Source organism: Polaromonas sp. P4_F9 (assembly GCF_056401235.1).
The window spans coordinates 1-25,373 of record NZ_JBFUJT010000016.1 but is presented as its reverse complement, the minus strand read 5'-3'; the positions used below and the strand labels follow the sequence as shown (position 1 = coordinate 25,373).

Annotated in this window: 21 protein-coding genes and 3 tRNA genes; 18 read left to right on the top strand and 6 right to left on the bottom strand. The window is 63.5% G+C overall.

Translation table 11 applies throughout. The features are described 5' to 3' along the window. Positions 1-41: 41 nt before the first annotated feature. From thiL to apaG, 5 genes are all read right to left on the bottom strand, one after another. Positions 42-1,028, bottom strand: a complete 987-nt coding sequence (gene thiL, locus AC1DUB_RS15255; RefSeq protein WP_477730209.1) for a thiamine-phosphate kinase — start codon at positions 1,026-1,028, stop codon at positions 42-44. 32 nt (positions 1,029-1,060) lie between these two features. Then, positions 1,061-2,200 (bottom strand): YbdK family carboxylate-amine ligase, encoded by a 1,140-nt coding sequence (locus AC1DUB_RS15250; RefSeq protein WP_477730208.1) that lies wholly within the window; start codon positions 2,198-2,200, stop codon positions 1,061-1,063. After that, positions 2,190-3,449 carry a cation:proton antiporter gene (locus AC1DUB_RS15245; protein WP_477730207.1) on the bottom strand — a complete coding sequence of 420 codons (1,260 nt, stop codon included), beginning with the start codon at positions 3,447-3,449 and terminating at the stop codon, positions 2,190-2,192. Before AC1DUB_RS15245 ends, AC1DUB_RS15250 begins: the two co-directional genes overlap by 11 nt. A gap of 220 nt (positions 3,450-3,669) precedes the next feature. After that, the gene (locus tag AC1DUB_RS15240; RefSeq protein WP_477730206.1) at positions 3,670-5,634 is read right to left on the bottom strand and encodes a site-specific recombinase; all 1,965 of its coding nucleotides are present in this window, start codon (positions 5,632-5,634) and stop codon (positions 3,670-3,672) included. 8 nt (positions 5,635-5,642) lie between these two features. Then, complete coding sequence (apaG, locus tag AC1DUB_RS15235) at positions 5,643-6,038, bottom strand: Co2+/Mg2+ efflux protein ApaG (RefSeq protein WP_477716224.1); 396 nt, start codon at positions 6,036-6,038, stop codon at positions 5,643-5,645. A 98-nt stretch (positions 6,039-6,136) separates the two neighbouring features. Between apaG and rpe the strand changes: the two genes are divergently transcribed. The 6 genes from rpe (at position 6,137) to AC1DUB_RS15205 (ending at position 16,174) form a co-directional block, all read left to right on the top strand. After that, positions 6,137-6,832, top strand: a complete 696-nt coding sequence (gene rpe / locus AC1DUB_RS15230) for a ribulose-phosphate 3-epimerase (RefSeq protein ID WP_477730205.1) — start codon at positions 6,137-6,139, stop codon at positions 6,830-6,832. A 55-nt stretch (positions 6,833-6,887) separates the two neighbouring features. After that, complete coding sequence (locus AC1DUB_RS15225; protein ID WP_477730204.1) at positions 6,888-8,615, top strand: adenylate/guanylate cyclase domain-containing protein; 1,728 nt, start codon at positions 6,888-6,890, stop codon at positions 8,613-8,615. A gap of 157 nt (positions 8,616-8,772) precedes the next feature. Continuing rightward, entirely contained in the window at positions 8,773-9,525 is a 753-nt protein-coding gene (locus tag AC1DUB_RS15220) for a response regulator transcription factor (RefSeq protein ID WP_477730203.1), read from the top strand. Between the two features lie 194 nt (positions 9,526-9,719). Continuing rightward, the gene (locus tag AC1DUB_RS15215) at positions 9,720-12,254 is read left to right on the top strand and encodes a PAS domain S-box protein (RefSeq protein WP_477730202.1); all 2,535 of its coding nucleotides are present in this window, start codon (positions 9,720-9,722) and stop codon (positions 12,252-12,254) included. Then, positions 12,254-12,976, top strand: coding sequence for a phosphoglycolate phosphatase (gene gph, locus AC1DUB_RS15210; RefSeq protein WP_477730201.1), 723 nt, complete (start codon positions 12,254-12,256; stop codon positions 12,974-12,976). The genes AC1DUB_RS15215 and gph overlap by 1 nt, the downstream gene beginning before the upstream one ends. Before the next feature lie 750 nt (positions 12,977-13,726). After that, entirely contained in the window at positions 13,727-16,174 is a 2,448-nt protein-coding gene (locus AC1DUB_RS15205) for a cellulase family glycosylhydrolase (RefSeq protein ID WP_477730200.1), read from the top strand. 106 nt (positions 16,175-16,280) lie between these two features. Here the strand turns inward: AC1DUB_RS15205 and AC1DUB_RS15200 are convergent, their stop codons facing one another. After that, complete coding sequence (locus tag AC1DUB_RS15200; RefSeq protein ID WP_477730199.1) at positions 16,281-16,889, bottom strand: chalcone isomerase family protein; 609 nt, start codon at positions 16,887-16,889, stop codon at positions 16,281-16,283. A gap of 473 nt (positions 16,890-17,362) precedes the next feature. Here AC1DUB_RS15200 and AC1DUB_RS15195 point away from each other — a divergent pair, with 473 nt between their 5' ends. The 12 genes from AC1DUB_RS15195 to AC1DUB_RS15140 form a co-directional block, all read left to right on the top strand. Continuing rightward, entirely contained in the window at positions 17,363-18,955 is a 1,593-nt protein-coding gene (locus tag AC1DUB_RS15195) for an anthranilate synthase component I family protein (protein ID WP_477730198.1), read from the top strand. After that, a complete protein-coding gene (locus AC1DUB_RS15190) occupies positions 18,952-19,269 on the top strand; it encodes a chorismate mutase (protein WP_477730197.1) in 318 nt (105 codons plus the stop codon). The genes AC1DUB_RS15195 and AC1DUB_RS15190 overlap by 4 nt, the downstream gene beginning before the upstream one ends. Continuing rightward, positions 19,266-19,838 carry an aminodeoxychorismate/anthranilate synthase component II gene (locus tag AC1DUB_RS15185; protein WP_477730196.1) on the top strand — a complete coding sequence of 191 codons (573 nt, stop codon included), beginning with the start codon at positions 19,266-19,268 and terminating at the stop codon, positions 19,836-19,838. The genes AC1DUB_RS15190 and AC1DUB_RS15185 overlap by 4 nt, the downstream gene beginning before the upstream one ends. Before the next feature lie 60 nt (positions 19,839-19,898). Beyond that, the gene (gene ltaE / locus AC1DUB_RS15180) at positions 19,899-20,939 is read left to right on the top strand and encodes a low-specificity L-threonine aldolase (RefSeq protein WP_477730195.1); all 1,041 of its coding nucleotides are present in this window, start codon (positions 19,899-19,901) and stop codon (positions 20,937-20,939) included. A 12-nt stretch (positions 20,940-20,951) separates the two neighbouring features. Next, complete coding sequence (locus AC1DUB_RS15175) at positions 20,952-21,602, top strand: LysE family translocator (RefSeq protein WP_477730194.1); 651 nt, start codon at positions 20,952-20,954, stop codon at positions 21,600-21,602. Positions 21,603-21,612: 10 nt separating this feature from the next. Beyond that, positions 21,613-22,656 (top strand): anthranilate phosphoribosyltransferase, encoded by a 1,044-nt coding sequence (gene trpD / locus AC1DUB_RS15170; protein ID WP_477730193.1) that lies wholly within the window; start codon positions 21,613-21,615, stop codon positions 22,654-22,656. A gap of 5 nt (positions 22,657-22,661) precedes the next feature. After that, complete coding sequence (gene trpC / locus AC1DUB_RS15165) at positions 22,662-23,456, top strand: indole-3-glycerol phosphate synthase TrpC (RefSeq protein WP_477730192.1); 795 nt, start codon at positions 22,662-22,664, stop codon at positions 23,454-23,456. 8 nt (positions 23,457-23,464) lie between these two features. Next, positions 23,465-24,202 (top strand): uracil-DNA glycosylase, encoded by a 738-nt coding sequence (locus tag AC1DUB_RS15160; protein WP_477730191.1) that lies wholly within the window; start codon positions 23,465-23,467, stop codon positions 24,200-24,202. A 246-nt stretch (positions 24,203-24,448) separates the two neighbouring features. Beyond that, positions 24,449-24,534, top strand: a tRNA-Tyr gene (locus AC1DUB_RS15155). 121 nt (positions 24,535-24,655) lie between these two features. Further along, positions 24,656-24,729 (top strand) — tRNA-Gly (locus AC1DUB_RS15150). A gap of 76 nt (positions 24,730-24,805) precedes the next feature. Then, positions 24,806-24,880: transfer RNA gene (locus tag AC1DUB_RS15145), tRNA-Thr, on the top strand. A gap of 80 nt (positions 24,881-24,960) precedes the next feature. Continuing rightward, positions 24,961-25,373: GTP-binding protein (locus AC1DUB_RS15140; protein ID WP_477730190.1), on the top strand; the 413-nt coding region annotated here is incomplete at its 3' end.

Genomic DNA, 25,373 nt, shown 5'->3' with positions numbered 1-25,373 from the left:
GCGGGGCAGCTATTTGGGCGCAAATAATGGCTGCTGCCGTGTCAGGCAAAGTGGTCAAATGACGAGAACCCGCCGGGCATGAGCCGCCCCTGGGCATCGACCAGCCGCAGGCCGGTCTCGCTCTCGATACTGCCAATGCGTATGACCGGCGTTTGCGCCAGCTGCGAGGCGGCCCGCACGGCATCACGGGCGGACATGGGCGCCGTGAAGGCCAGCTCGTAATCGTCGCCGCCCGAGAGCACGAATTCAAGCTGTTTTTCTTGGGAAATAGCGGCCCCCTCCACGGCCAAACGTGAGCCGGCAGCGGCCAAATCCATAGCGAATTCGGTGCGGATGGTGGCGCCGACGCGGGAGGCCGTGAGGATATGGCGCAGGTCGCCCAGCAGCCCGTCGCTCACGTCGATTGCGGCGCTGGCGACGCCGCGCAAGGCCTGGCCCAGCGCCACCCGGGGCGTGGGCTGCTCCAGGCGGGTGCGGGCTTGCGCCAGTGCCTCGGCGGGCAGCTGCAGCGCGCCGCGCAGGGCCTCCAGCGCCAGCCGCGCATCGCCCAGCGTGCCGCTCACATACAGGTCATCGCCCGCCCGCGCGCCCGAGCGCAGCAGGGCCTGGCTTTTGCCGCCCACCACAGGTACCTCGCCGAACACGGTGATGCAGATATTGAGCGGCCCCTGCGTCGTATCGCCGCCGACCAGCTCACAGCCGTGCGCATCGGCCAGGTGCAGCAGGCCGCGCGAGAAGGGCTCCAGCCAGGCCTTGTCGGCGCGCGGCAGGGCGAGCGCCAGCGTGAAGGCCAGCGGTGTCGCGCCGCAGGCGGCCAGGTCGCTCAGGTTGACCGCCAACGCCTTGTGGCCCAGCGCGAAAGGATCGACATCCGGAAAAAAATGCCGTCCCTCGACCAGCATGTCGCTGGAAATGGCCAGCTGCGTGCCCGGCGTCGGCTGCAGCAGCGCGCAGTCGTCGCCCACGCCGAGCACGGCACGGCGTGCAGGACGTGTGAAGTAGCGCGCGATCAGATCAAACTCACCCATGCGCCAAGCATACAGGCAGTGCGCCTGCCCGGTCAGGGCAGCTGGGTATGCGTCACGCCGCCGCGAAAGCGTTGCGCCGCCTGCCGGATGACTTCGGCCAGCAGGCGCTCCTCGCCCTGCTTCTCGCGCAGCCAGCGGGCGTCGTTGTCGCCCCGCTCCACGCTGGTCTGCAGCAGGTGCAGCGAGGCGCCGGCGCCCACCGCGCCCGCATGGCGAGCAATCTGCTCCATGGTCATCAGGATGTGCTCGCGCAGCGGCATGTGGCCGCCGGTGGCCGGGTCCACATAGACGGCGTCGAGGCCGAAGCGGCAGGCCTGGAAGCGGTTGTAGGTGTAGACGAGGTAGTCGTCTTCCGTCGGCATGAAGGGCTGCTCGTTCATGAACCACGAGGCCAGCGACTGCACGAAGCCCGCCAGCGCCGTGGCACGCTCCACCGTGAGCGGTGTGTCGAACACCCGGATCTCGATGGTGCCGAATTCCGGTTTGGGCCGGATGTCCCAGTAAAAGTCCTTCATGCTCTTGACCACACCGGTGCGCGTCATCTTGTCGAAGTACACGGTGAAGTCGTCCCAGGTCAGCGCAAACGGGGCGCGGCCCGACAGCGGGAAGGCAAACACCGAGTTGAGCCGCGCCGAGTCAAATGCCGTGTCCTGGCCCTGCACATAGGGCGACGAGGCCGACAGCGCGATGAAATGGGGGATGTAGCGTGACATGCGGTGCAGCGTGAGCAGTGCGCTGTCTGCATTCGGGCAGCCCACATGCACATGCTGGCCGAAAACCGTGAACTGCTTGGAGAGGTAGCCGTAGAGCTCGGACAGTTCGCGAAAACGCGGCTTGTCGTAAATGCGGCGTTCGTGCCATTGCTGGAACGGGTGCGTGCCGCCGCCGACCACGGCAATATTGAGTTTGTCGGCGCTTTTCACGAGCGCATCGCGAATCTGCGAGAGCTGGCCCAGGACTTCCGACGACGAGTTGCAGACCCCGGTGGAGATTTCAATCATGCTCGAGGTCATCTCGGGCACCACGCTGCCGGGCAGCGGCGTCTTGTGCATCAGGCGCAGCATGTCCTCGGCATAGGGGGCCAGGTCGTAGTCGTGGGTGTTCACGAGTTGCAGCTCAAGCTCCACGCCCAATGACAGGGCGGCAGATTTATGGAAGGTTTCAAGACTCATGCGGGGCTCCTGCAGGGGCGCTGCGCCTGAGCGGCGGCCAAGGGGTAGAGGTTTCACCCGAGCGGTAAATGGCCACGGTGGCCAAAATCGCGCCCAGCACCTCCATCAGCAAAATGGCCGGCAAGGCCACCCCGGCGATCTGCCGCCCCAGCGCGCCAGAAGCGGCCACAAACTGCGACACCAGCAGCAGCGCCACCGATGACATCGGGGACATCGCGCAGCCGACCCACAAGGCCTGCTTCCAGCTGGCACCACTGCCGACATTGCCCAGCGCCACGCCGAGAATCTTGGCCAGCATGCGCGCCACCACCAGTGCCAGCACCAGGCCCGTCACCGGGCCGCTCCAGTCGGCCCGGGCTGCCACCACCGACACCAGCACAAACATCAGCATGGTGAGCATGGATGAGGCCGTGCCCATTTGCCGCGGCCAGGACCAGGGGCGCGGATTGAGCTGCTTGAGCAGCATGCCGCCCAGCAGTGCCGCCAGCGGCGCGGAACCGCCAAAGTTGGCGGCCAGCGCGGCGCCGGCCGCAATCAGCGCGAGCAGCAAGATGGCCGTGTTCTCACTGGTGGGGCTCATCACGCGCAGTGCGGTGCGCAGCGTGAGCGCCAGCACGGCGCCGACCACCACCGACAGCCCGAGCACCACCAACACCGGATAGAGCGAGTTCGTCAGCTCGGCTTCGCCTCGCGGCATCATCCCCGCGCGGGCGCTGCAAAGCGTCAGGGCATACAAGGTGCTGAGGGTGGACAGCACCTGCGCCCGCTCGGTGACCGGGCCCGCCGCCCGCGTGTCGATGGCCACGCGAGCCAGCACGGCGGGCGATGCGGCGATGGCCAGCAGGGCCAGGGATTCGGCGACGACTTCGCGCATGCCCATATAGTCCAGCGCCCAGCGCACCAGGAAGAAGGTCAGCGTGGATTCGGCCAGGCTTTGCACCAGCACCATGGGGTTGTGGCGAAACCAGCGCAGCGGAATGCGGCCGCCCGCCTCAAACAGCACGACCGCGACGCCCAGCTCCAGCAGGAAGAGCCCGATACCCTGCAACGGCCAGGCGGCGCCCGTGAATCCGGCCAGACCGGCAATTGTGCCGAGGGCCGAATAGCCGATGACCTTGGGCAGGCCGGTGTAACGGTTCACCAGATGGCCGGAAGCGGCTGCCAGGGCTAGCAGGATGGACCACTGCACCGTAGGCAACCCTGCCGATGGCTTGATCCACTCGGCCCAGATGGCCAGGATTTCATTCATGCGGGAGGCTCTCCACTCTGGTCAGGACTCTGCAGCCACGCCTGCCGCGGGGGAGGGGCAAAGGCGGGTGCGCTTGGGTTGGCCAGCAGTTATAGCTTGAAGCCCGGCCGTCACTCGGGAAGCGACGATGCGTTGCACTAATTTACAGGTGTCGTGGCGCCCGTCCTGTAGGACAAGAACTGAAACCGCCTGATGTGGCCGCCGGTTCGCCTTGACGGCGCTACGCCGGCATGAAGAAGCTGCGTGCATGGGTGCGCCAGCGGGCCCAGATGGCCGCGCGAATGCGGGCGCGGTCCACCCCGCTGACGTTGTGGGCCTGCAGGGCCAAACGAAACGCGAGGTAAAAACTCACACCCAGGTTCAGCGCGCCAATCAGCGGAATCGCGGCCATGCACCACCAGATCGTCGGGTACCGGAAGGCCTCAAGACCGAGCGAGGCGCCGGCCGCAGCGAGCTGCCCTGTCGACAGCGTGACGTGGCGCGCTTCGAGTTCGACGCCGAAAAAGCCGGTGAACGCCGGGATCAGGCCCAGCATGAAGCCCAGGGCGATGTTGGAGGCAAAGCCGGAAATGTTTTCGCGCATGAAGGCTGACCAGCGCGCCGCCCGTTCACTGCCCAGGGCGCTGGTAAAGCGCGGGTTGTAGCGCATGGCCGAATCAAGGCGGTGCAGCACAAACCAGTTCTCGGCCCACCCGGCGATCATGCTGGCGGAAAACAGCAGAACGCCGGTGAAGGCTGCCCAGAGCAGCGTCGGGCCCAGCAGCGTCAGCGTGGCCAGGATATGGCGGGCTTCCTCGTGGCTGATCATCGGATGGCCCAGCAGCAGCAGGATCAGCGCGTTGATCAGCAGCACGGCCGGCACGACCATGAACACGTTGCCGAACACGGCCGCTACCTGCGAGCGCACCAGGTGCGTCACCTCATCGACAAAATCCTCCACGGCATTCGTGGCCTCGGCCGATCCGATGTCCTTGAGCTTGGCCGCCATGGCGGGCGCCGTCATCGCCGGTTGCTTGGTGGCCAGCGTGAAATGCAGCAGCTGGATCATGACGAAGGTGCCGGCGTAGGCCACGCTGGCCCAGAAGCCGCTCCAGAAAGCCGACAGTCCGATGCCCACCACCATGAATTTGAGCAGCGTGGTGAAGGCCGTGACCGCACCGCCGCCCATGGCCTTGCCCAGCATGTCGCGGTATTCCTCGCGGTTGCGGGTGATGTAGCGCTCGCCGGTTTCAGCGCTGCGCTCGGCCATCTTGGCCGACAGCAGGGTGGAGTTGGCGCTGATCAGCGCGCCGATACTTTTACTATCGTGCCCGATGACCACCCGCCGCACCAGCAGCTTGAGCGCGGCCATGGCCGGTTTGGGTGAGAGCAGGGCGTCCAGCAGTTCCCGCACGCGCATCATGCGCTCGCGCAACTGGCGCAGGCGGAACACCATGCCGACCGAAATGCCGTTTTCCTCGATGTGCGCGTAGACGCTGTTGACCGCCTGGCGACAGGCGTCAAGCCGCCCGCGGTACTGCGTGACGGCGGCCTGAAGCTGCGCCTCGTCACGTTCTGGGTTGAAAAAAATGCTGCGAAGTTCTTCGATGTCGGAAGGCAGGGCGTGAAATGCCCGCGCGTGGGGCGTGGCCCGGTCCATGCGCAGCCGCAACTCGGGCGCGAAACCGGTGGCACGGATTTGGGCCGTGCAGTAGGTCAGTGCGTCCACCAGGCTGTACTGCCAGTGCAGGGTGTCCAGCTGGCCATGGGGTGACAGCAGGCAGGCCAGCTGGTCGATCTGCGGCTCTTCCAGGGCGCCCATCCATTGGGCATCGAAACGCCTCGGCGCCACCAGCGGGAACAACTCCGACGCATCGGTGGTTTCGGGCGTGCCCGGCAGCATCTTGCGACGCAGGCGCTCGCCGAGTTCGCTGACAAAAGCCGTGCGGGGTGCAAAGCCAAAGTCCGCCAGCAAGGTGGTGATGTCGACCGTCTGTATCAGCTGCTGCCACCAGGCCTGCAGGCGCCGCTGAACGTCCGGCTGCGCCTCGGCGGCCTCCAGGAAAGCCTGCACCCGCGCCACGGCGGCCTGGACCGAGGTCTGGTCGCCGCGAATCCAAGCGAACAACCGGATCAGCCAGACGTGGCGCCCGGTCAGGTCGGCATCGGGGTTCAGCGCCCGGAGCAGGGTGGGCAGGTCTTTCATCGGCCGGGTCAATGCAGGACGCGGCCGGCCGGATTGCCCCCCTGGTGCGCCTCGAGCACAAACATCGGGATGGCCACTTCGAAGCGCGTGCCGTCTTCCGCCACACAAAAATAACTGCCGTGCATGGTGCCGGTCGGCGTGCGCAGGCGCGAGCCGCTGGTGTACTGGAAGGACTCGCCCGGCTTGAGCAGCGGCTGGTGGCCCACCACACCCAGCCCCTTGACTTCTTCGGTGTGGCCGTTCGCGTCACTGATGATCCAGTGGCGGGAGATCAGCTGGGCGGCCACATCCCCGGTGTTGGTGAGTGTGACGGTATAGGAAAACCCGTAAATCAGGTCTTCGGGCGCTGACTGGTCAGGCTGGTACTGGGGGACGACTTCGCAGGAAAAATGGTATTTGGACATGGCTGGAAAAACTGTGGGCGTCCATATTAACCGCCTCAACCCGTGCCGGTGTAACGGCCCCCCGGCAGCGGGGGGCGGCTTGCTGCGACAATCGCCCCATGAGTAAAACCACGCCGCCCACCTACCGGATTGCTCCGTCCATTTTGTCCGCCGACTTCGCCCGCCTCGGTGCGGAACTTGAGGCCGTCATAGCGGCGGGGGCCGACTGGATCCACTTTGATGTGATGGACAACCACTACGTGCCCAACCTGACTTTCGGGCCCATGATTTGCCAGGCGCTGAAACCCCACGCCAAAAAAGCCGATGGCTCGGCGGTACCGATTGATGTGCACCTGATGGTGCAGCCGGTCGATGCGCTGGCCGCCGCGTTTGCCGATGCGGGCGCCGACCTGATCAGCTTCCATCCCGAGGCGTCCGGCCACGTGCACCGCAGCGTGCAAGCCATCAAGGCCAAGGGATGCAAGGCCGGGCTGGTGTTCAATCCGGCCTCGTCCATGGAGGTGCTGGACTGGGTCATAGACGACATAGACCTGATCCTGATCATGAGCGTCAACCCCGGCTTTGGCGGGCAGAGCTTCATCGACTCGGCGCTGCGCAAGATCGAGCAGGCGCGAAAACGCATTGACGCCTCGGGCAAGGATATTCGCCTGGAAGTCGACGGCGGCATCAAGACCGACAACATCGCGCGTGTGGCCGCCGCCGGCGCGGATACCTTTGTGGCAGGCAGCGCCATTTTTGGCAAACCCGACTACAAGGCGGTGATTGACGCGATGCGGGCCGCATTGGCGAACTGAGGCGGCGCGCCGGGGCGCAAAAAAGTGCCTCTGGTTTTAATGGAGGAGCCGGACCATGCATAACGTAGCGAGGCCGGGAGCGGGCGAGCTGCTCCATCCGGGTGCTGGTGCCATGACTGCCCCGGTGCAGCCGCACCGGCCCCGCGTTCTGGTGATTGACGATACGGCGGATATCCGCTATTTCCTCGAGGCCTTGCTGCGGGAGCGATACGAGGTGCTGGTGGCTGGCGATGGCGAGGCCGGCCTGCAGCTGGCAAAGGGCGACCCGCGCCCCGGGCTCATCCTGCTGGACGTCATGATGCCCGTCATGGATGGCTATGAGGTCATGCGCCGGCTGGCAAGGGACCCGCGCACCGCCGATATCCCGGTCATTTTCCTCACCGCCCTTGGCAGCGTGGCGGATGAACAAAAAGGGCTGGATCTGGGCGCCACGGACTACATCACCAAGCCGATCAGCCCGCCCATTTTGCTGGCCCGTGTCAGGCTTCATCTGGAACGCAGCGCCAATGCCAAACGCCTGAAGGATTTGTCCGAGCAGCTGTCGCGCTACCTGGCGCCACAGGTCTACCAGTCGCTGTTCGACGGTTCCCGCCACGCCGAAATTCAGACGCAGCGCAAGCGGCTGACCGTGTTTTTCTCCGACATCAAGGATTTCACCGCCTTGACGGCGCAATGGCAACCCGAAGAAGTCACGCTGCTGTTGAACAGCTATTTCGCGGAGATGTCGCAGATCGCGGCGGAATACGGCGCAACGCTGGACAAGTTCATCGGCGACGCCATCGTCATATTTTTCGGCGATCCCCACAGCCTGGGGCCGCGCCAGGATGCCTTGCAGTGCGTGAGGATGGCGATGGCGATGCAAAAGCGCATGCAGGATTTGCAGCGGCGCTGGCGCAGCATGGGCATCAGCAAGACGTTCGAGATACGTGTCGGTATCAATTCCGGCTTCTGCGATGTGGGCAATTTCGGCAGTGCGCTGCGCATGGAATACACCATCATCGGGCGTGAGGTGAATCTCGCTGCCAGGCTTGAGCAGGCAGCCGAGCCCGGCGGGATCCTGATCTCCAGCGAAACCCATGCCCTGGTGCAGGGCGAGATCCTCGCTGATGCGCGGGACCCCCTGCTGGCCAAGGGCTTCTCCGAGCCCATCGCCATCTATGCCGTCCGTAACACGGCCCTCGCCCCGGCAGGCGATGCCGGCATCATCCAGAGTGACAAGCCGGGACTGCGCATGGACATCGACCTGGGCCGGCTGACGGATGCGGAGCGGGCGCAAGCCGCTGCCCAGCTTCGCAAGGCGCTTGAGAGCCTGGAGGCGCCGGCGGCTGCCACCGCCGTGCCTGTCACTGAAGCTGCCGCGGCCTCCGGGGCCGGGGCGGGGGAGGTAGATTCAGTCAATGCTTTATTGCCCGACCACGTGGTGGGTCTGGACCTGGCGTTGGGACTGTCTCGCGCGATGGGGCTCAACCCGCTGTACGTCTCGATGCTCCGCCGCTTCCAGCAAAGCCACCAGGAAACGATCGCGCGCATCCGCCAGGCCCTGGAAGAAGGCGAGCTGAAAACGGCTGAGATGCTGAGCCATTCCTTGCGGGGTATCGCGGGGCAGATTGGTGCAACGCGTGTGCCACATGACGCAGAAACGCTTGAACTGGCCCTCGGTGAAAGCCTGCCGCGTGAGGCCCTTGACGGGCGGCTGGCGGCGCTGGAGGTGTCCCTGGGCGAACTGATGGGCGCGCTGGATGCCGGCTTGCCGCCCGAAGCCGCTGCGTCTCGATCATTCTGACGCCGGGGTCGAGGTAATATGCAGAGGCTGGTACGCCAGAATCTGCGGGTGTATGGGGGGAGTCGCTTGCGAATGAGCCGGCCCTCAACCTCAAGCACCAGAATTTGACAGCACCCAGGCGCATGTCACGCCGCATGTCATGAGAGGAGCCAATACCTTGGACTACACCGATGTTTACGGGGTTACTTCGAACGGTGAACAGGAGTTGCGCGGTTCGGTCACCACCATTTCACCGCTCGAGGTCGAATTGCTGGTGCGACTTGATGGTGTTTTGACGCTGGCGCAGATTCGGCAGAGCATGAGTGCGGCGGCTCTCGAAACATTCGATGAGACGCTCCGGAATCTGGTCTTCAAGAACCTTGCGGCGGTGGTCCATCCGGATTCCTTTGCCGCGTCGCTGCAGTTCAAGTTCAGCGCCATGGCGTTGACCCAGGCCAACGCTGAAGCCGATGCCTGCGCCGCGTCGCTCAAGAACTCCAGCTACTACGTCCGGATTGCGCACAAGCGCGCGGTGCATCCCCCGCGGACTCCGGGGCAGCGCTTATCGGCCATTGTTGTTGATGACGACCCGCTTCTGGCCAGTTTCCTGAGCCAGTATCTGATTTTTGAAGGGTTTGATGTGCGAGTCGCCGGGTCTCGTGCCGAGGTCGTGGCCGAGTTTCGTAAACCCCCGAGGCCCGATCTCGTTCTTCTCGATGTGATGCTTCCCGATGCCGATGGCTTTGACATTCTGCTCAGAATTCGTGCGCACCCGGCACTCAAGGATGTGCCTGTCATCATGCTGACTGCCAAGGCAACCCGGGAGTCTGTGTTGAAAGGCCTGGCGGGGGGCGCCAATGGCTATATCACCAAGCCAGTCGAGATCGATTCCCTGCTGGAGGCAGTGCGGACGGTGGTCGGGCAGCAGTAATGCAGGCCCCGGGCGATGGACGGCCTGCCAACCCGTGTATAAATCACTCGGGCAGGGTATGCCGCGGTGGCGTATCCGGCCTGCACGCACCATCACGGTCCCTGGATGAGCCGGTTCGGGGCATCTGCGGTCACCGACCCCTGGCACATTGAGCCCTAAGACGAGGTCACGAGGTCCAAACCCAAAAAGCCACCATGAAGCTACCCTTTCGCGCCACTGTCAACCTGGCCCTGTGCATGGGGCTGGCCCTGATCGTCCTGAGTACGGCCGCGTCGTACATCACGATCAATGCGCTGATCAGCGATGCACAGCAGGAGACGAAAACCCGGGAAACGGTACTGCTTCTGGAGGAAGTCGTTTCCCAGTTCAAAACCACGGAGTCCCTGCAGCAGCGCTACCTCCTCACCCAGACGGCAAATGACCTGACGGCGTACCGGCAAGGCCGGGAACGGTTGCAACAGGCGCTGCTGCACATCTCCGGCGCGCAAACGCCAACCGACACGTCGCAGGCGTTGCTCGCTCTGAAAGACCTGATCACCCGGCGGGTTGAACTGATGGAGCAGACCGTCGCCGCCCGGCAGCAGGCGGGGCTGGAGGCTGCCGCGGCCCTGGTCGGCAGTGGCCCGAACCGTCAGCTTCACCAGGAGATTGACGCTCTGGCCCATCGCATCAAAAGCGCTGAAACGCTGGCGCTGGAGCGCTCAAAAGAAGAGACCCGGCAGAGCGCCCAGACCGTCAAGCGGCTGATCCTGTCAGGCGGCGTGCTCTCGCTTGCCGTATTGGCATGGGCCCTCCTGATGATCAGCCGCTTTCAGGCCCAGCGCCGCCTTGTGGAGGCGCGGCTTTCCGACAGCGAAGCCATGAGCCGGGCCGTGACCGAGAGCATGGCGGAAGGGGTGGTGACGGCCACCCCGCAAGGCGTTATTGTCGGCGCCAACAGCGCCGCACGGGCTCTCTTCGGCTACACGCTTGAAGACCTGGTCGGCCGCCAGGTGGCTACTTTGTTGCCGGCGCGCTATCGGACGAAGTTCACCGCGTTTTATGAGGCCCTGGCCCGCCGCCCCCGCGATTTCAGGGAGTCCGGCACCGAGGTCCGCGGGGTGCGCCGCGACGGCATCGAATTTCCGGTCCATGTGTCTTTCGGGGACGTCCATGTGGGCGGACAGCGGCTGTTCACGGCCATCATTCGCGACATCACCGAAAGCAAACGGATCAGCCAGGCATTGCGCGACAGCGAAGCACAACTGCGCCAGCTCACGGATACCGTTCCCGCGCTGATTGCCTACGTTGACAAAGACCAGCGCCTCCAGTTCCACAACAAGGCCTATGAAGAGGCGTTTGGCCTGTCGCACGAGCAAATTCACCAGAAAACCCTGCTGGAGGTGATGGGGGCGGATTTTTACGCAGGGGTGAAAGACCACGTCGCGGAAGCGCTTGGAGGCTATTCGGTGCGGTATGAGCGCGCGCAGGTGAGCGCCACCGGCCGGCGCCGCGAATACGTGATGGATTATTTCCCGCGCTATGGCGAGGGCAAGGAGTGGGACCAGGCCATTGGATTCTTCGCGCTGGGCAACGACGTCACCGAGCTCAAGCGCGTTGACCGCATGAAGAGCGAGTTCGTGTCCACCGTCAGCCACGAATTGCGGACTCCCCTCACGTCCATACGCGGCTCGCTGGGACTGGTCTGGGGCGGCGTCACCGGCGAGTTGCCAGAGAAGGCGAAGGCGCTGGTGGGCATTGCCAAAAACAACTGTGAACGGCTCATCCGCCTGATCAACGACATCCTTGACAGCGAAAAAATCGAGTCCGGCAAAATGCGCTTTGAGATGCAGCCGGTGGAGCTGGCGCCCCTGATGGAGCAGGTGCTCGCCGCGAACGAGGGGTTTGCAGCGCAGCACCAGGTGAAGCTGGTGCTGCGTGCCGGCCGCCATCCCGTGAGTGTCTACGCGGACAGCGACCGCCTGATTCAGGTGGTGACGAACCTGCTGTCAAACGCCATCAAATTCTCCCCGGCGGAAGGTACGGTGCAGATTCTGCTGCGCTGCGAGGCGGAGCGCGTGCGCGTCGAGATCCGCGACAAGGGCCCCGGCATACCTGAAGAATTTCGCAAACACATCTTCCAGAAGTTTTCCCAGGCCGACGCGTCTGATACGCGGCAGCGGGGCGGAACAGGCCTGGGCCTCAACATTTCCAAAGCCATTGTGGAGCGCATGGAAGGAAGCATTGGCTTCACGACGGAGCAGAACGTCGGAACGACTTTCTTTTTCGAATTGCCGCAATGGAAGGAGGCTCCCCCCGTGACGGCCCCGATGAGCCTTTATGCGATTGCACGGCCACGGATTCTGGTGTGTGAGGACGATCCGGATGTCGCACAGCTGATTGGCATGATGCTGGACAAAGGCGGTTTTGATGCGGATGTGGCCCATACGGCGGCACAGGCTCGCGACTACCTCAAGATGGAGTCCTATGCGGCCATGACCGTCGACATCAAACTGCCCCATGAAAACGGCCTCGACTTGATCGCCGAGCTGCGCAGGGACAAGCGCACCGCCGGCCTGCCTGTCGTGGTGTTGTCGGTGACACCGGAGGAGGATCAAGTGCGCGCCGAGCGGCTGTCGCTGGAGATTTCCGACTGGCTGGAAAAGCCGCTCGATGAACAGCACATGCTCGACTGCCTGCGCCGGGCCGTCAGGAGCGGGCGTGCCCGCCAATGGAAGGACTCTCATTGATGGTCGACAATTTCCCTCATCTGAACCAGGGCGCCTTTGACGCGGCCATTGTCGATCTGGATGGAACCATGGTGGACACAGTGGGGGACTTCGTGGCCGCGCTCAACCTGATGCTGGCGGATCTTTCCGGGGAGGGCTTCAAGGCTCGTCCGCTGGATGCCGCCACGGTGGGCCGCATGGTCGGGAAGGGCTCGGAGCATTTGGTCCGCTCAGTATTGAATCACGTTCGGGTCCAGGAAAGTCGGGCCTCTCCAGCTATTAATTCAGCAGCCAATTACGATCGGGCCTATGCGGGCTATCAACGGCACTATGACCGCATCAGTGGCCTGCATTCGGTGGTTTATCCGGGCGTTCCGGAAGGGCTGCATGCGTTGCGGCGGGCCGGGCTCAAGCTGGCCTGCGTGACCAACAAGCCGGCGGCCTTTGCGCGCCCGCTGCTCAAGCTCAAGGGGCTGGAGGATTTTTTTGCCGAGGTGTTTGGCGGGGATTCGTTCGAGCGCAAGAAGCCTGACCCGCTGCCGCTGCTGAAAACCTGCGAGGCCCTGGGAACCCGACCGGGCCGCACCTTGATGATTGGCGACTCCAGCAATGATGCCCGGGCTGCCCGCGCGGCTGGTTGTCCCGTGGTGCTGGTCACTTACGGCTACAACCACGGCGAGCCGGTGCGTGCCGTGGATGCTGACGGGTTTATCGACTCGCTGGCGCAGTTGCAATGGCAATAGCAATGGCAGCCATGACGGGTGCGGCCTCGGCGTGAACGGGCGAACGGGCACGCCAACAGCGCGTGCCCCCGGCTGTCCTTTGGGCGGGCTATGCGCCTGAACGGGTGGCACATTCTTGGGCATTCTGCCCCTCGTTGAAGCCTTGCTTGATTGAAGCCTCTCCCGGTGCGCGCCATCGACCCCGGAAAGTGGTCGGGGTGGGTGAAAAGGTTAAAAAACTGTAATCAACGCAATACTTTGTGTTTCGAATATCAGATATTTTTAACATTTTTCCTGTTGCTTCCGACCGCCATCGGGGTATGCCTTCCCGCAATTGGCTCATTTTTCACACTTTATTGTCGAGCTTGCTGCAGCTCGCCTGCTGTAAGTCTCGTCCTACATTCACGGTCTCGTTTCAGCCTTTGCGGTGCAGCGAGGCTTGTAGGAATGCGCCTACAAACAATTTTCTGAAATCCGCAAACTTTGTGGTGCATGGAAGAAGGTTTGTGACGGTAAAACGAGCACGAAAGCTTCAAATGGGCCGTAGGAGTCTTCCTACAGCCTGGCATTTCGCCAATGTCAAACCCACCTTAATGCACGTAGGTGAATTCTTACAAATAGTGTGCGCCAGCACACATAGCTGCCGAGCTTGCGCGAGTCGCTTCACAGTACACCCGCCGCTGTAACAAGCGTGAATTTGCCGACTTGTCCATTTTTGTCAGGCCGGCCCCTGGCGCAGGAAGCGCCCACCTGCAAATTGAAGGATTCCCCATGCAAAGACGTGAATTTTCAAAGGCGGCCGTTGCGGCAGCCGCTCTCGGTGGCTTGGGCGTGGCTTCGGCCGGGCGCCCCATCAAGACGATCCCGGGCGGGACCACCACGCCCCCCCCACCAACGACCACGATTTCGGGCGTGCCCATGGGCACCAATCTTTCCGGCATGGAGTGGGCCAAGCCCGGTTTGCGCTTCGGCATGAGCACGGCACCCAACCTGAACTTCACCGTGCCGCGTGCGCAGGACGTCGCTTACCTGGCGGCCAATGGCTACGCCAAGAACCGCCTGCCCATCCAGTGGGAGTTGTTGCAGCCCATGTTGCCCGGTACCTTTGCCAATGCTGCAGCCATCGCTGCCATCGGCAGCCCGGGCGCATTTCATCCGGGTTACGAGTCTTACATCACCGGCGTCCTCGACGCACATGCGGCGGCCGGCACGAAGTGCATCATCGACAACCACAACTACTGCCGCTACCAGGACTTCAAGTACCAGGCTGACGGCTCCGTGATTGGCCTGACGGTCCCGTCGGATCCGCTGATCAGGCCCTACACGACCGACAACACGCAGGTGCGCACGCGGATTTTTGCACTGGCCGCAGGCGCCACGCTCACGCTAGCCCATTTCACGGATTTCTGGACACGTGTGGCGGCCAAGTGGGGCAGCCACCCCGGTTTTGGCGGCTACGGCCTGATGAACGAACCGCACGATATGCCCCAGCCGGGCGGCATCGTTGCGTGGAATGAAGACGCCGTCAAAACCGCCGAAGACCTGACGATCTGGCCGGCCTATGCGCAGGCCGCCATCAATGCAATTCGCACCATCGACGCTGGCAATCCCATCTATGTTGCCGGGAACCTGTGGGATTCGGCCATGTTCGTCGGAACGAAAAATCCGGGTTTCCCGCTGATGGGCAGCAACCTCATCTACGAAGTCCACATGTACCTGGATGCGTACAGCAATGGCGCGGCCTTTGACTATGACACCGAAGTGGCCAAGAACTACAGCGCGGGCTTTGGCGTGGGCTCCATCACGGAGTCGACCGGCGCCGACCGCATCAAGATTGCCACGGACTGGGCCAAGGCCAACGGTGTCAAGCTGGCGCTGACCGAAACCGGCATGCCGATCGATGACCTGCGGTGGCAGGCCATGTTCTCCAGGGCCGTGAGCTATGCACGCGCAGCCGGTTGCGAAATCTACAGCTGGATGGGTGGCAACCACTGGCCCATCCGCAATTACGCGATCAACCATGTGCCGGGCTGGCACCAGAACAAGACGCTGGAGCCGTCGGTCTCGGGCCCGCTGAAGGCATCCGCCGGGATCGCCAAAGCCGTGCTGTTTGACGACGGGCCGGGTTATGCGCTGGCGGGAACGCCCCTCACCATCACGGTCTACGCCCGCGGGAATCTGGCGGCGCCTGTGAGCATAGGGGTGTCCTCGAACAACGGCGGCACGTTCAGCAAAACGGTGCTGACCATTCCTGCTGGCGCGAACGGCCAGGACACCTTCACCTACGTGCCCGAGGCCAACCGCATCGCGACGCTGACCTATACCAGCGATGGCCAGCTGTCAGGCCAGGTTCCGCCACAGCGCAAGATCTATTCGCTCAATGACCCGGTCGCCTATGCGGCCACCAGCCTGCCGGGCGCCGCGATGGCGATCCTGGCGAAATACAACGCCGCCAAATGGGATCTCGCCGACGGGTACACCGACTACCTGCAGGGCGCTCCCGCCGCCGCCGGCGAGCCGGTGCGCGCCATCTCCGACTCCGGCTTTGGCTCCAGCGCCGGCAACGCCCTGGAAATGATCAACTGGGTCAACAAGGCCAATGGTGGAATGGGGGCGATGTCGGTGCCGGTGATGCGCGTGACCAACGGCAAAAAGAACTCGGACCATGCGGTCTACAACACCTGGGGCTTCTGGTGCAAGAAGTCGCTCAAGATGCCCGGCATACAGCCCAATCCCAGGAACCGGGTGCCGTACAACCTGGAGGATTCGCACTTTGCCATCGCGGCGGTGAGCGTGCCCGGCCAGTACAACACCGGTGTGCTGTTTCAGGCGTCACAGGCCGAGGCCCGTTTCACGTCAGAGCTCAATTTCACCAACAGCTGCCCTGGCGCGAAATGGGTGGATGCCAACGGCCAGACCGTGCAACTGGCCAGCTCCACCAAGCTGCCCGTCAATGTGCCGTCCGTGGTGTCGTTCACCTGTGCGCCAGGGTCGCAAAAGCTGCGCGTGAACTCCGCCCTGGTGGCGGGCGCGAGCGCAAGTTTTTCGCCAAGCGCCTTCAACCAGATGCTGATCGGCTGGGGTTACCTCAGTTACTACCCGCGCGACGGCTTCCGGGGGAACATCTATGCCGTCATCAGCGGCAAAGGCGCGCCCACGGCGGAAGAGCTGGGCGTGCTGGAGAAATACCTGGCGAGCACCGCGGGCGTCGCGATATAAGCGCAGTGCCTCCAGCTGGGGGAGGGGGGCTGCCGCCGGCAGGCAGGTGGTCTGGCGGCCCGCCCCTGGTGTGCGCAGTCCGATGCACCCTTCAACCGCTTGAGCTTTAGCTTTTACTCAGCAAGGCGTCCTTGAGCTTCCAGTCTGCGGGCTGCGGGCCCAGCCAGATGCGCATCAGGGCATTGAAAAATTCAATTTCCCTGAACGGCTCGCCCTGCTGCTTGCCCTTGACGGTGAGCACGGTGCCCGTGCCGGGAATCCAGTCAATGGTGAAGTTTTCGCCGGGCAGCAGCTTTTTCTGGTCGGCAAAGATCTGGCCCATCCTGATCAGGCCCGGGATCAGCCTGGACATCTCGCCTTTGGGCGTGTTTTCTTCAAAGCCTTTGGTAAATGCCTTGCCGAGCTCGTTGGAGTCGATTTCGCGCAGCAGCGTGATGCTCAGGCGCTTGGGGCCCGGTGCCGCGTACACCTCTTCGGGCGTGGCGGCCTTCTTGCCCAGGTAGAGGCCCGCCACATACACCTTGAACACCGCCTTGTAGCGGACGCCGGCGCCATTGAGCTGGAGTTTCGTGCCATGCAGCTCCACCGGATCATCCAGTTTGACCCCCGAAATCTCCACCGGCGCAGCTAGCACGCCAAGTGACAGCATCAGCCCGGCCAGACCGGTGATGCACTGCTTATACAAAGACAAAGGCAAAGACAAAGACAAAGTCATGAAAGTCTCCAACGGGTTTAAATAGAACGGTCGTTCTTTTTTTTGTGAGGCTATTTTCAAGCCCGCGACGCGCTGGCGGCTATAGGGTTTGCCAGATGGATGGGGCTACCTGCTGCTGATTAGGGGAGTCTGCCCATTTACCGGAATTTCCCGGACGCCACGAATTGCCACGATGGCCCTTTCGGTCGGGGTCTTCTTTGCTACACTTTGGGCTACATGTTCATTCATCGCATCATTCAAACAGGTTGTGCAGGCCGGGGAGCCTGGCCCTGGCGTACCTGTCATCTCGCGCACGCCTGAGGCGTACACGTGTCAGCTGTACCGCCTGACCGTGCCCTTGCAGCAGTCCCCGCGCCCTCCTGAATTGATGCGCTCGTGCGCCACGCAACGAGCATCCCGGCCCCGGACTTCGGGGCGTTTTGAATGACAGGCGCAGGCGCCCACAACGCGCCCGCCCTGATGAAGGACCCACTGTGATCACTGAACTCGAATTTAAAAGCCTGGCCAGCCAGGGCTACAACCGCATTCCGCTCATGCTGGAGGCGTTTGCCGATCTCGAAACCCCGCTGTCGCTCTACCTCAAGCTCGCCAATGCCAAAGACGGCGGCAAATTCAGCTTCCTGCTGGAGTCGGTGGTAGGGGGCGAGCGTTTTGGCCGCTACAGCTTTATTGGCCTGCCCGCGCGCACGCTGATACGCTGCTCGGGCTTCGGGGCCGACATGCTCACCGAGGTGGTGACGGACGGCCGGGTCATTGAAACCTCGCGGGACAATCCGCTGGACTTCATCAGTGACTACCAAAAACGGTTCAAGGTTGCGCTCAGGCCCGGCTTGCCGCGCTTTTGCGGCGGGCTGGCCGGTTACTTTGGCTATGACACGGTGCGCTACATCGAGAAGAAGCTGGAGGCCACTTGCCCGCCGGACACGCTGGGTTGCCCCGACATCATGCTGCTGCAGTGCGAAGAATTGGCCGTGATCGACAACCTATCGGGCAAGCTCTACCTGATCGTGTACGCGGACCCGGCCCAGCCCGAGGCTTATGCCAACGCCAAGAAGCGCCTGCGCGAACTCAGGGAACAGCTCAAATACTCCGTCAGCGCGCCGGTCGTCAAGCCCTCGCAGGGCTATCCGGCCGAGCGGGATTTTGCCAAGGCCGACTACATTGCCGCGGTGGAGCGCGCCAAGCGGCTGATCGAGGCCGGCGATTTCATGCAGGTGCAGGTCGGCCAGCGCATCAAGAAGCGCTACACCGAGTCGCCGCTGAGCCTGTACCGGGCGCTGCGCGCGCTCAACCCTTCGCCTTACATGTACTACTACCACTTTGGTGATTTCCATGTGGTGGGGGCGTCGCCCGAGATTCTGGTGCGGCAGGAGCAGGTTCCCCTGGCGGCGGCCGCCGCGAAGGGCCGCCCCGAGCAAGGCACGGCCCCCTCGGGGGGCAGCGCAGCACACGCAGTGGCAAGCGTGGGGGCCATGTTCGAGCAGAAAATCACCATCCGTCCGCTGGCCGGCACCCGCCCGCGCGCCTCCTCCCCCGAGGCCGACAAGGCGGTCGAGCAGGAACTGGTCAATGACCCGAAAGAGCGCGCCGAGCACGTGATGCTGATCGACCTGGCGCGCAACGACATCGGCCGCATCGCCAAAACCGGTACCGTCAAGGTGACCGAAGCCTTTGCGGTCGAGCGCTACAGCCATGTGATGCACATCGTGAGCAACGTCGAAGGCGTGCTGCTCGATGGCATGACCAGCATGGATGTGCTCAAGGCGACCTTTCCGGCCGGCACGCTGACCGGCGCGCCCAAGGTGCACGCGATGGAACTGATCGACCAGCTGGAGCCCACCAAGCGCGGCCTGTATGGCGGCGCCTGCGGCTACCTCAGTTATGCGGGCGACATGGACGTGGCCATCGCGATCCGCACCGGCATCATCAAGGACCAGACCCTGTATGTGCAGGCTGCGGCCGGCGTGGTGGCCGACTCGGTGCCCGAGCTGGAATGGAAAGAAACGGAAGCCAAGGCGCGCGCCTTGCTGCGTGCCAGCGAACTGGTTGAGGAGGGTCTGGAATGAGCAAGATAACTGTCCAGCACTGTGACACCATGGCCGACGTGCGCCGGCACATCGATGCGCTCGATGACCGCATCGTGGCCCTGCTGGCCGAGCGCAGCGGCTATGTGGCCCAGGCCGCACGCATCAAGCAGCGCTCAGATCAGGTGTACGACCAGGCGCGCATCGATTTCATCATCGACCGCGTGCGTGCGCAGGCCAGGCAGGCCGGCGCCCCCGAGGACGTCATGGAGGCGACCTACCGCGCCATGATTGCCGCGTTTATCGAGTTTGAGCATGGCGAATTCGCGCGCCTGAAAGAAGGGGCAGGATCATGAAACTCCTGATGATCGACAACTACGACAGCTTCACCTACAACATCGTCCAGTACTTTGGTGAGCTGGGCGCCGAGGTTGAAGTCTTTCGCAACGACGAGATCACGCTGGAGGGCATCGCCGCGCGCGCGCCTGATCTCCTGGTGGTGTCGCCGGGGCCTTGCTCGCCGGCCGAGGCCGGCATTTCGGTGGCGGCGATCCAGCACTTCGCCGGCAAGCTGCCCATCCTGGGCGTCTGCCTGGGTCACCAGGCGATAGGAGCGGCCTTCGGCGGCAAGATCATCCGGGCCCAGCAGCTCATGCACGGCAAGACCAGCCTGATCACCACCACGCAGCAGGGTGTGTTTGCCGCCCTGCCGGAGCAGTTTGTCGTGAACCGCTACCACTCGCTGGCCATTGAAAAGTCGTCCTGCCCGGAGGTGCTGGCCGTCACCGCGTGGACGGATGACGGCGAGATCATGGGCGTGCGCCACAAGGAACTGCCCATTCAAGGCGTGCAGTTCCACCCCGAATCCATCCTGACCGAGCACGGCCATGCGATGCTGAAGAACTTCCTGGTGCAGCGGGCATGACCTCGTCAGCTATATATCTGATAGCTGTTAGTCCCCGTTGTAACTTGGCGAAAGGCCGAAATGACTGTTGATCTTCGCAGTGACACCGTCACCCAGCCCACCCCCGCCATGCGCGCAGCCATGCAGGCCGCGCCGCTGGGCGACGATGTGTTTGGCGACGATCCCAGCGTCAATGCGCTGCAGGAAAAAATTGCCGGCATGCTGGGCTTTGAAGCCGCGCTGTTTGTGCCCACCGGCACGCAGAGCAACCTCTGCGCGATCTTGAGCCACTGCCAGCGCGGCGACGAGTACATCGTCGGCCAGATGGCGCACTGCTACCGCTGGGAAGGTGGCGGGGCCGCGGTGTTTGGCAGCGTGCAGCCACAGCCGCTGAACCACCAGCCTGACGGCACGCTGGCGCTGGCTGACGTCGAAGCCGCCATCAAGCCCGACGACCCGCATTTTGCGCGTACCCGCCTGCTGGCACTGGAAAACACGCTGGGCGGCAAGCTGTTGCCCTTTGACTATCTGCAGCAGGCCACGGGGCTGGCCCACAGCAAAGGCCTGAGCCGGCACCTGGATGGCGCGCGCCTGTTCAATGCCGCCGTGGCACAGGCCGCGCTGACCGGCAGCGACGCCCAAACTGAAGCGCGCCGCATCGCGCGGTGTTTTGACAGCGTGTCGGTCTGCTTCAGCAAGGGGTTGGGCGCGCCCGTGGGCTCCGCGCTGTGCGGCTCGCGCGAGTTCATTGCGCGGGCGCGTCGGGTCCGCAAGATGGCGGGCGGTGCGATGCGCCAAGCCGGCATGCTGGCGGCCGCCGCCAGCTACGCGCTGGACCATCACATTGAACGCCTGGCGCAGGACCATGCGCTGGCCAGGCAACTGGCCGACGGTCTGGCGGGGATTGAGGGCTTGCAGGTGGAAGCGCCCGAGACCAATATCCTGTTTGTGGACTTGACCGGCGCGGCGCGGGACAAATCTGCAGCCCTGCTCAAGCACCTGCTTGATCACGGCATTCAGGCGACGGGCCTGTACCGGCTGCGCTTTGTCACGCATCTCGATGTAGAAGCGGCAGGGGTGGACCGCGCGGTGGCGGCCGTCCGTCAGTTTTTCAACGCATAAGGACGCTTTGCCATGCCTGACTTTCAGCACCTGTTGTTGTTCATCGCGGCCGGCTGGCTGCTGAACCTGACGCCGGGGCCCGATGTGCTCTACATTGTGACGAATTCGCTGCGCTCCGGTGCCCGCGCGGGCGTGGTGGCCGGACTCGGCATCACGGCCGGCTGCTTCGTGCATATCTTCGCGGCGGCCCTCGGCGTGAGCGCACTGCTCGCGACTTCTGCCACCGCGTTTACTGTGCTCAAGTACATCGGGGCGGCTTACCTGCTGTGGATGGGCATCAAGATTCTGCTGGCCAAGGCACCGCAGGCCGCGCCGGACTTGATCGCTGCGGCCGCCGCTGAGAAACCGCGCAGCCTGAAAGCGATTTTCCGGGGCGGCTTTCTGACCAACGTACTCAACCCCAAAGTGGCGATTTTCTTCCTGGCCTTTGTGCCGCAGTTCATTGCGCCGGATGCTGACAACAAGGCCCTGGCCTTTGTGCTGCTGGGCTTGCTGTTCAACCTCAACGCCATCCCGGTCAACTCGGGCTGGGCCCTGGCCGCCGCCTGGATGGCCCGGCGCGATGCCGTGCAGCGCGGCATGCACTGGCTGGACCGGGTCGCTGCCTGCATGTTCATCGGCTTTGGCCTGAAGCTGGCTTTGTCCGACAATCCGAGCAAGTAAGGAGACCCCCATGCCGAACACCCACAAAATCACCCCGCAGGAAGCCCTGCAACGCACCATCGAGCACCGCGAGATCTTTCACGACGAGATGCTGCACATCATGCGGTTGATCATGAGCGGCGAGATGTCGCCGGTCATGATGGCGGCGCTGATCACCGGCCTGCGTGTCAAGAAGGAAACCATCGGTGAGATCACGGCCGCCGCGCAGGTGATGCGCGAGTTTTCGACCAAGGTCAATGTGGCCGACAAGACCCATCTGGTGGACATCGTCGGCACGGGTGGCGACGGCTCGCACACCTTCAACATCTCGACCTGTTCGATGTTTGTGGCGGCGGCGGCGGGCGCCAAGGTCAGCAAGCACGGCGGGCGCAGCGTCAGCAGCAAGTCGGGCAGTGCCGATGTCATGGAATCCCTGGGCATCAACATCAACCTGACGCCCGAGGCGATTGCCCGCTGCATTGAAGAAGCCGGCGTGGGTTTCATGTTTGCTCCCAACCACCACCCGGCCATGAAAAACGTCGCGCCCATCCGCAAGGAGCTGGGCGTGCGCACCATTTTCAACATCCTCGGGCCGCTCACCAACCCGGCCAGCGCCCCGAACATCCTGATGGGCGTGTTCCACCCCGACCTGGTGGGCATCCAGATCCGTGCGCTGCAGCGCCTGGGCGCCGAGCATGCGCTGGTGGTGTATGGCAAGGACGGCATGGACGAGGTCAGCCTGGGTGCCGCCACCATCGTGGGGGAGCTGAAAAACGGCGAGATCACCGAATACGAAATCCACCCCGAGGACTTCGGCATGACCATGGCCAGCAACCGCGCGCTGCGCGTCGAAACGCCGGAGCAGTCCAAAGCCATGCTGCTGGGCGTGCTGGACAACCAGCCGGGCGCGGCGCGCGACATTGTCATTCTCAACGCCGGGGCAGCGCTGTACGCGGCCAATGTGGCTTCCTCGATGCAGGAAGGAATTGTCAAGGCGCGTGGCGCCCTGGAGTCCGGCGCGGCCAAGGCCCGCCTCGCGCAGCTTGTTTCCATCACCCAAACCCTGGCAGCCTGAACACCATGTCCGACATCCTCGACAAGATCATTGCCGTCAAGCGCGAAGAAATCGCGGAGGCCATCAAACGCAAGCCGCTGGCCGTGATGCGTGAAGACGCCGAATCGCGTGTGCTCACGCGGGACTTTGTCGGCGCGCTGCGCGCCAAAATCTCGGCGGGCAAGCCGGCGGTGATTGCCGAAGTCAAAAAGGCCAGTCCGTCCAAGGGCGTGCTGCGTGCCGACTTCATTCCGGCCGACATTGCGCAAAGCTATGCGGAGCATGGCGCGGCCTGCCTGTCCGTGCTCACCGACCGGCAGTTTTTCCAGGGCAGTGTGGACTACCTGAAGCAGGCCCGGGCCTCGTGCGCCCTGCCGGTGCTGCGCAAGGACTTCATGGTCGACGCCTACCAGGTGTATGAGGCGCGTGTGATGGGGGCCGACTGCATTTTGCTGATTGCGGCCTGCCTGGACGACGCGCAGATGAAGGCGCTGGAGGCGCTGGCCTTCTCGCTGGACATGGCGGTGCTGGTCGAAGTGCACGACGAGGCCGAGCTGGAGCGGGCGCTGAAGCTCAGGACGCCGCTGATCGGCATCAACAACCGCAACCTCAAGACTTTTGAGGTCTCGCTGGACACGACCCTCAGCCTGCTCGGCAAGGTGCCGGCAGACCGCCTGCTGGTCACGGAATCCGGCATTTCCACCCCTGCCGACGTCAAGCGCCTGCGTGAGGCCAAGGTCAACGCCTTCCTGGTCGGTGAGGCTTTCATGCGGGCAGACGACCCGGGTGTCGCCCTGGCGCAGCTTTTCGGCGAGGAATAGTTCCGGCCATGAACGACCTGTTCCTGGACAGTGCGTCAGCCGCGGGCGCGGCGGACCACCTGACCAGCGCAGACCCGTCGGCCTGGCCGGTAGCGCCCGGTTGGGAGGCTGCCACGGCGGAGTTTTTTTCCAGCCCGATCGGCCGGAAACTGCTGGATTTTCTGCGTGGCCGGCTGGCGGACGGCGCCGTGATCTTCCCCCCCCGGCCACTGCGCGCGCTGGAACTCACTTCGCCGGAGCAGGTGCGCGTGGTCATCCTCGGCCAGGATCCCTATCACGGCCGCGGCCAGGCGGAAGGGTTGGCCTTTTCCGTGGCGCCGGGCGTGCCCCTGCCGCCGTCATTACGCAATATTTTCAAGGAATTGCAACGCGACCTGGGTACGCCACCGCCTGCGTTTCCGGTGCCCGGCGGCAGCCTGGTGCGTTGGGCGACTGACGGCGTGCTGCTGCTCAACACCTGCCTGACGGTCGAGGAGGGCTTGCCGGCCAGCCATGCCGGGCGTGGCTGGGAGGTCTTGACGGATGCGGTGATCCGGCAGGTTTCGCAGGGCGACCATCCGGTGGTGTTCATGCTGTGGGGGGCGCATGCCCAAAGCAAGCGTGCGCTGATCGACGTCGACCGGCACAAGGTGCTGGTGGCCAACCACCCGTCACCGTTGTCGGCGCTGCGGCCGCCCCTGCCTTTTATCGGCTGCGGGCATTTTTCGCAGGCGCGCGAGTGGCGGGACAAGAGCCCGCAGTCCTGAAAACCGCCCGGCCGGCTACGGCCAGTCGCGGATGGGGTTTTATAAGTTGGTGCACACTGTCTGATGAAGCTTCTGACTTTCGTCAAGCTGCATCGCCGTGGTCGTTTGAAGGCGAGTGGGTGCTGCTGGCCCCGCGACCTGGAGGCGCTTGCGAAGGTGGGGCGGTCTATGCTTTTTAAAGGTTTTTGCAGTCACCCGGCATTCCCGATGACATAAAACCGTGGCATAATCCGAGGTTCGCTTAATGGATGGGTGCCCGAGTGGCTAAAGGGGGCAGACTGTAAATCTGTTGGCTAACGCCTACGCTGGTTCGAATCCAGCCTCATCCACCAGATTTTTGTTGATTTTGGGTAAGCGGCCGATGCAGGGCGGTGCTGTAAAGCGGGCTTTGTGTTGTGGAATTTGTTGCAAGTTGCTTGAGTTGTTGAGTGCGAGTCGATTTGGCAGAGCTGCGCGGGAGTAGTTCAATGGTAGAACCCTAGCCTTCCAAGCTAATGACGCGGGTTCGATTCCCGTCTCCCGCTCCATAAAGCTTTTTATGGTTCTGCAGGTCGGTTTTGCGGCAAGTTGTAGCAAGTTGCAGTGATAGATGGATTGAATTCAGCCCTTTTGGCTCAGTGGTAGAGCACTCCCTTGGTAAGGGAGAGGTCGCGGGTCCGATTCCCGCAAAGGGCACCACATTTTTGAGCTGGCGCGGCGCGCTGTGTGCTGTTGCCGGTCGTAGTAGTAACTGGTTTTGTAACTTTTCGGAGTTGAAAATGGCAAAAGGCAAATTTGAGCGGACCAAGCCGCACGTCAACGTCGGCACGATTGGCCACGTGGACCATGGCAAGACGACCCTGACGGCGGCGATCACGACCGTGCTGGCATCCAAGTTCGGCGGCGAAGCCAAAGGTTACGACCAGATTGACGCGGCACCTGAAGAAAAGGCCCGCGGCATCACCATCAACACCGCCCACGTCGAGTACGAGACGGCGAACCGCCACTATGCCCACGTCGACTGCCCCGGCCACGCCGACTACGTCAAAAACATGATCACCGGCGCGGCCCAGATGGACGGCGCCATTTTGGTGTGCTCCGCCGCTGACGGCCCCATGCCCCAGACCCGCGAGCACATCCTGCTGGCCCGCCAGGTCGGCGTGCCTTACATCATCGTGTTCCTGAACAAGTG

What these genes read in the sequence shown, in the direction of transcription:
- AC1DUB_RS15205 (WP_477730200.1), top strand. Translation starts at nt 13,727, where the DNA reads ATGCAAAGACGTGAATTTTCAAAGGCGGCCGTTGCGGCAGCCGCTCTC.
- AC1DUB_RS15240 (WP_477730206.1), bottom strand. Translation starts at nt 5,634, where the DNA reads ATGAAAGACCTGCCCACCCTGCTCCGGGCGCTGAACCCCGATGCCGAC.
- AC1DUB_RS15225 (WP_477730204.1), top strand. Translation starts at nt 6,888, where the DNA reads ATGCATAACGTAGCGAGGCCGGGAGCGGGCGAGCTGCTCCATCCGGGT.
- trpC (WP_477730192.1), top strand. Translation starts at nt 22,662, where the DNA reads ATGTCCGACATCCTCGACAAGATCATTGCCGTCAAGCGCGAAGAAATC.
- thiL (WP_477730209.1), bottom strand. Translation starts at nt 1,028, where the DNA reads ATGGGTGAGTTTGATCTGATCGCGCGCTACTTCACACGTCCTGCACGC.
- AC1DUB_RS15245 (WP_477730207.1), bottom strand. Translation starts at nt 3,449, where the DNA reads ATGAATGAAATCCTGGCCATCTGGGCCGAGTGGATCAAGCCATCGGCA.
- gph (WP_477730201.1), top strand. Translation starts at nt 12,254, where the DNA reads ATGGTCGACAATTTCCCTCATCTGAACCAGGGCGCCTTTGACGCGGCC.
- AC1DUB_RS15175 (WP_477730194.1), top strand. Translation starts at nt 20,952, where the DNA reads ATGCCTGACTTTCAGCACCTGTTGTTGTTCATCGCGGCCGGCTGGCTG.
- apaG (WP_477716224.1), bottom strand. Translation starts at nt 6,038, where the DNA reads ATGTCCAAATACCATTTTTCCTGCGAAGTCGTCCCCCAGTACCAGCCT.
- AC1DUB_RS15215 (WP_477730202.1), top strand. Translation starts at nt 9,720, where the DNA reads ATGAAGCTACCCTTTCGCGCCACTGTCAACCTGGCCCTGTGCATGGGG.
- trpD (WP_477730193.1), top strand. Translation starts at nt 21,613, where the DNA reads ATGCCGAACACCCACAAAATCACCCCGCAGGAAGCCCTGCAACGCACC.
- AC1DUB_RS15250 (WP_477730208.1), bottom strand. Translation starts at nt 2,200, where the DNA reads ATGAGTCTTGAAACCTTCCATAAATCTGCCGCCCTGTCATTGGGCGTG.
- AC1DUB_RS15190 (WP_477730197.1), top strand. Translation starts at nt 18,952, where the DNA reads ATGAGCAAGATAACTGTCCAGCACTGTGACACCATGGCCGACGTGCGC.
- AC1DUB_RS15200 (WP_477730199.1), bottom strand. Translation starts at nt 16,889, where the DNA reads ATGACTTTGTCTTTGTCTTTGCCTTTGTCTTTGTATAAGCAGTGCATC.
- ltaE (WP_477730195.1), top strand. Translation starts at nt 19,899, where the DNA reads ATGACTGTTGATCTTCGCAGTGACACCGTCACCCAGCCCACCCCCGCC.
- AC1DUB_RS15185 (WP_477730196.1), top strand. Translation starts at nt 19,266, where the DNA reads ATGAAACTCCTGATGATCGACAACTACGACAGCTTCACCTACAACATC.
- AC1DUB_RS15160 (WP_477730191.1), top strand. Translation starts at nt 23,465, where the DNA reads ATGAACGACCTGTTCCTGGACAGTGCGTCAGCCGCGGGCGCGGCGGAC.
- rpe (WP_477730205.1), top strand. Translation starts at nt 6,137, where the DNA reads ATGAGTAAAACCACGCCGCCCACCTACCGGATTGCTCCGTCCATTTTG.